Annotated in this window: 4 protein-coding genes; 2 read left to right on the forward strand and 2 right to left on the reverse strand. The window is 27.8% G+C overall.

Features of this window, described 5'->3' with window-relative positions; genetic code table 11:
* On the forward strand, positions 1 to 1,593 hold a 1,593-nt coding region (locus tag Q0J90_RS14085; RefSeq protein ID WP_297278512.1), incomplete at its 5' end, for a M20/M25/M40 family metallo-hydrolase.
* 4 nt (positions 1,594 to 1,597) lie between these two features.
* On the opposite strand, the gene mscL is transcribed toward Q0J90_RS14085, so the two are convergent.
* Both mscL and Q0J90_RS14095 read right to left on the reverse strand, forming a co-directional pair.
* Positions 1,598 to 2,059, reverse strand: a complete 462-nt coding sequence (mscL, locus tag Q0J90_RS14090; protein WP_297278513.1) for a large conductance mechanosensitive channel protein MscL — start codon at positions 2,057 to 2,059, stop codon at positions 1,598 to 1,600.
* Between the two features lie 111 nt (positions 2,060 to 2,170).
* Positions 2,171 to 2,647: a Spy/CpxP family protein refolding chaperone gene (locus Q0J90_RS14095; RefSeq protein WP_028328472.1), complete on the reverse strand. Its 477-nt coding sequence runs from the start codon at positions 2,645 to 2,647 to the stop codon at positions 2,171 to 2,173.
* 174 nt (positions 2,648 to 2,821) lie between these two features.
* Here Q0J90_RS14095 and Q0J90_RS14100 point away from each other — a divergent pair.
* A partial coding sequence (locus tag Q0J90_RS14100; RefSeq protein ID WP_297278514.1) for an aconitase family protein occupies positions 2,822 to 4,196 on the forward strand: 1,375 nt, incomplete at its 3' end.

Raw genomic sequence — 4,196 nt, forward strand, 5'->3', positions numbered from 1 at the left:
ATATTAGAAAATTTAATGAAAACAAAAAGTCTTTCTTATTCTGAAGGAGAAAATGAAGCATCAGAGTTCATATATAATTATCTAAGTAAAATAGAATATTTTAGTAATAATAAAGAATATCTAATAAGATATAAGATAGATAATGATGTTTATAACAGAGAGATAATATGTGCCATTGTTATGGGAAATAATAATAATACTTTAATATTAAGCGGTCATTTTGATGTTGTAGGAATAGAAGAATTTGGAGATTTTAAAGATAATGCTTTTGATATAAATAAAATAGAAGATAATTTAAAAACTTTAGATTTAAGCGAAAATAATAAAAAGGATTTATACTCCAAAGAATGGATATATGGAAGAGGAAGCTGCGATATGAAAGGCGGACTTTCTGCTTCAATGGCTATATTAGAGGAATATTCTAAACAAGAAAATAAAGATGGAAATTTAATATTTTTAGCAGTTCCGGAAGAGGAAACTTATTCTATAGGTATGAGAGAATCTGCTAAACTTCTTAGTAATTTAAAAAACAAATATAATTTAAATTATAAACTTATGATTATACCGGAGCCTAATGATAGAGAAAGCAATAAACATACTCTTCATATAGGAACGGTAGGAAAATGTATGCCTACTATAATGGTTCAGGGAGTAAAGGCTCATATAATGTCTTATTATAATGGTTTAAATCCATTGTCAATATTAAGCGGTATATTTGAAGAAACAGAAGGTTCATTAAAATTAGTAGATTCGTATAAAAATGAAAAAACTCCTCCTCCATTATGGTCATATTTTAAGGATTTAAAATATGAATATGATGTATCAATACCATTCAGAGCTGCCGGTTATTTTACAGTTTTACATTTCAGCAGAACACCTGAAGAAATAATAAATGAAGTAAAAAAAATCAGTGTAGAATCATTTAATAAATTTTTAAATAAATTTAAAAAAGATTATAAAGAATACAATAATAAAGAATTAGAAGAAGATTATAAAGCTGAAGTATACACTTTGTCTGAATTGATAGATAAATTAAAATCAAGAAAAGATTTTGAAGCATTCTATCAAAATTTAAAGAAAGAAATATCTATAAAAATAAGAGAAGAAAAGGAAACTTATCCGAATACTACTATATTTGCAATGGAAAAAATACTTGATTATGCTAATTTTCAATATCCATTTGTGTTAATATCATTTTCACCTCCTTATTATCCTGCAGTTCATAGTGATTTTATATGCGGTAAGGAAAAATACGGCAGTAAATATTTCAAAGTTATAGAAGAAGAATATAAAAAATTATATGGCATAGATATAATATGTAATAATTATATGACTGGAATATCAGATGCAAGTTATAGTGCTGTAAATGCAAAATATGACTATAAAATATTTTCAGAAAATATGATAGTTTGGGGTAATGAATACAGCATAGATTTTAACTCCATAGAAGATATAAATATACCTACTATAATTTTTGGACCTTGGGGAAAGGATTTGCATAGAGTAACAGAAAGAGTTAATAAAAAAAGTTTATTAGAAGAGTTCCCAAATATCATTGAATCTCTTATGAAAGATGTTTTTGCTAATAACTAAATACTCAGTTCAAATTCGATGTACAGTTAGGACATTTTACAGCATTTATATTTATTGATGAACAGCAGTAAGGACAAATTTTTTCACTTGCTGCTTTGTCTTCTTGTTCTTTTTTAACTATTTTTTCCTGCATTTTATTGAATAGTTTTATAATTATAAAAATAGAAAAAGCAGTTATGAGAAAACTAATTATACTATTAATAAATGTCCCTATTCCAATAACTACAGCACCAGCTTGTTTAGCCGCTTCTATAGTATTATAATGTCCTATATTATCAGCACCATTTTTTATTACTATAAACATATTAGAGAAATCTATACCGCTAAGTATTAAACCTATAGGAGGCATTAAAATATCTTGAACAAATGAATTAACTATACTATTGAATGATGCTCCTATTATAATACCTATAGACATATCTAATATATTTCCGCGCATAATAAACTTTTTAAACTCATTAATCATAATAAAATCCCATTTTTATTTTTATTTAATTATATATTAAAAAATAAAAAAGAGGCAGTATTTTATACTGCCTCTTTATAAGAAATCGTATATTTATTTTATAAATTTGCTTTATCTGTAGTAATAATATCTCATTCTATAAGTATTTAACTGCTGTAATTGTTCATCTGTTAGAACACCTAATATAGATACATCTTTTTCTATTCTTAAATAATCAATTTCTTTTTCTAAATCTTTTTTCTGATTTATTAAATCTTTTAATAGATTCAAATCTATATCTATTTTTTCTCTTTCAATTTTAAATTTGTAATCTATATTTCTTTTTTGATATTCTAACTCATTAATTTTAAGTTCATATTCATAATCTATAGTGCTCATCTCTGTAAGCTGTTCTTCTGATAAATATACGCCAGCATTTCTGCACATTCTGTATAAATCACCTTTTGGTCCTGGACGATGTCTAGGTTCTCTTGCTCTTGGAGGAACATCGTATGCCGGATCTGGCGGAGGAGGTGGAACCTGAGCAAAAACTGCTGAAGAAACTAATAATGATGCTATAAGTGTTGTTAATAATAATTTCATTTTCATTGATCTATCTCCTATATTTTAATTATTAATTGTTTTTATTTTTATTTGCTATATTAGACGAATAATATAAATAAAAGTTCCTATAAAAATAAAAAAAATATAAAAGTATTGATAAAAAAATAATATTACTATATAGTAATACTTTATAGCAATATTTATAAAAGGTACTATTTTATGGAAATTTATGATATAGAAATGATAAGAAAATTTTATTCAAGCTATTCTGATAAGGTTAATAATATTAGAAAAAAGCTAAATAAAGCATTAACATTATCAGAAAAGATTTTATATGCTCATCTATACAATGAAAATGATATAAAAGATTTTAAAAGATCTGAAGATTACGCAGACTTTAGACCGGATAGAGTTGCCATGCAGGATGCTACAGCCCAAATGGCATTACTTCAATTTATGAACGCTGGAAAAACTTCTTCTGCAGTACCTGCTACAATACACTGCGACCATTTAATAGAGGCTTGTAAAGGTGCTGAAGAAGATTTAAAAAATGCACTTAATACAAATAAAGAAGTTTATAATTTTTTAGAAAGTGTTGCTAAAAAATACGGACTTGGTTTTTGGGAAGCAGGTTCTGGAATTATACACCAAATAGTATTAGAAAATTATGCATTTCCTGCCGGTATGATGATAGGTACAGATTCTCATACGCCTAATGCCGGAGGGCTTGGAATGCTTGCTATAGGGGTTGGAGGAGCTGATGCTGTAGATGTTATGACTGGTATGGAATGGGAATTAAAAATACCTAATATAATAGGAGTAAAATTGACTGGTTCTTTAAATGGCTGGGCAAGTGCTAAAGATGTTATATTAAAATTGGCAGGCATTTTAACAGTTAAAGGCGGTACTAACTCCATTATAGAATATTTTGGAGAAGGTGCTTCTACCCTATCCGCTGCCGGCAAAGCTTCAATATGTAATATGGGTGCTGAAGTTGGTGCAACTACTTCAATATTCCCTTATGATAATAATATAAAAGAATATTTAATTTCTACAGGACGCGAAGAAATTGCTAAACTTGCTGATGAAAATATAAGCAATCTTAAAGCTGATGAAGAAGTATATAATAATCCTGAAAAATATTATGATAAAATAATAAAAATTAATTTGTCCGAACTAGAACCATACTTAAACGGACCATTCACTCCGGATGCTGCATGCACTATAAGTGAGTTTGCTAAAAAAGTAGAAGAAAATAAATATCCTACAGCTATGGAAGTTGGCTTAATAGGTTCATGTACTAATTCTTCTTATCATGATTTAAGTAAGGCTGCATCTCTAGCACGTCAGGTAATAGAAAAGAAATTAAAAGTAAAAGCAAAGATAATAATTAATCCAGGTTCTGAAGCTTCATATAAAGCTGCTTTAAGAGACGGTATAATAGATGATTTCAAAAAAATTGGTGCCGTTATAATGACTAATGCATGCGGACCTTGTATAGGACAATGGAACAGAGAAGAGCCTGATAATACAAGAGCAAATTCTATAGTAACATCTTTCAATAGAAACTTTGCTAAAAGAGCAGACGGCAACC

The organism is uncultured Brachyspira sp. (assembly GCF_944390595.1).
In the GTDB taxonomy this organism is placed as follows: Bacteria; Spirochaetota; Brachyspiria; order Brachyspirales; family Brachyspiraceae; genus Brachyspira.

What these genes read in the sequence shown, in the direction of transcription:
- Q0J90_RS14095 (WP_028328472.1), bottom strand. Translation starts at nt 2,647, where the DNA reads ATGAAAATGAAATTATTATTAACAACACTTATAGCATCATTATTAGTT.
- mscL (WP_297278513.1), bottom strand. Translation starts at nt 2,059, where the DNA reads ATGATTAATGAGTTTAAAAAGTTTATTATGCGCGGAAATATATTAGAT.